Here is a 738-nt window from a genome sequence, read left to right as displayed (position 1 = left end):
TTGCCAAATCCAGGCCGATGATGCTAATCTCGTTCATGGACGTCCTCCTTGCTGGTTCTAAGCACACCCGCACTTTGGCACGTTTGATGCCGCCGGGGGGGCGTCCACTCCACCGGGTCGCATCACTGGTGGTTTGAGAATCGCGGTCCCAAATGCGCCCTGCTCGTCTATATCGACGATGCCACCGGCAAGCTGTTGCATCTGCGCTTTGCCGGCTCGGAGAACACCTTCGACTATCTGCACGCGACGAAGGCTTACCTGCAGCAATGGGGCAAGCCGATCGCGTTCTACAGCGACAAGCATGGGGTTTTCCGCACCACCCATGCTTCGCAGCAGGACAGAACCAGTGGCCTGACACAATTCGGGCGGGCGCTTTATGAGCTCAACATCGACATCATCTGCGCCAATAGCCCGCAGGCCAAAGGGCGCGTCGAGCGCGCCAACCAGACGCTGCAGGATCGGCTGGTGAAGGAGTTACGGCTGCGTGGCATCGACACGATCGCGTCGGCCAATGCCTATGCGTCGGAATTCATGGCCGACTTCAATCGCCGCTTTGGCAAGGAGCCTCGCAATCCGAAGGACATGCATCGGTCGTTTGCCGCGCATGAGAACCTCGATCGCGCCATGTGCCGCAAGGAAGTGCGCAAGCTGTCACAGGCCCTGACGCTGCGCTATGACAAGGTGCTGTTCATCCTCGATCCGACGGATCTCGCCAAGACGCTCGCCGGTAACAAGGTC

General features: G+C 59.8%; 1 pseudogene. It reads left to right on the top strand.

Going from position 1 to position 738, the window contains the following annotated elements:
* Positions 1-102: 102 nt before the first annotated feature.
* Positions 103-738 (top strand): annotated as a pseudogene (locus ACP7E6_RS29435) (ISNCY family transposase); the annotation flags it as partial.

Source organism: Pararhizobium sp. DWP3-4 (assembly GCF_049898205.1).
In the GTDB taxonomy this organism is placed as follows: domain Bacteria; phylum Pseudomonadota; class Alphaproteobacteria; order Rhizobiales; family Rhizobiaceae; genus Pararhizobium.
Note: the sequence above shows the minus strand (reverse complement) of the source record. Positions and strands in the feature narration are given on the sequence as shown.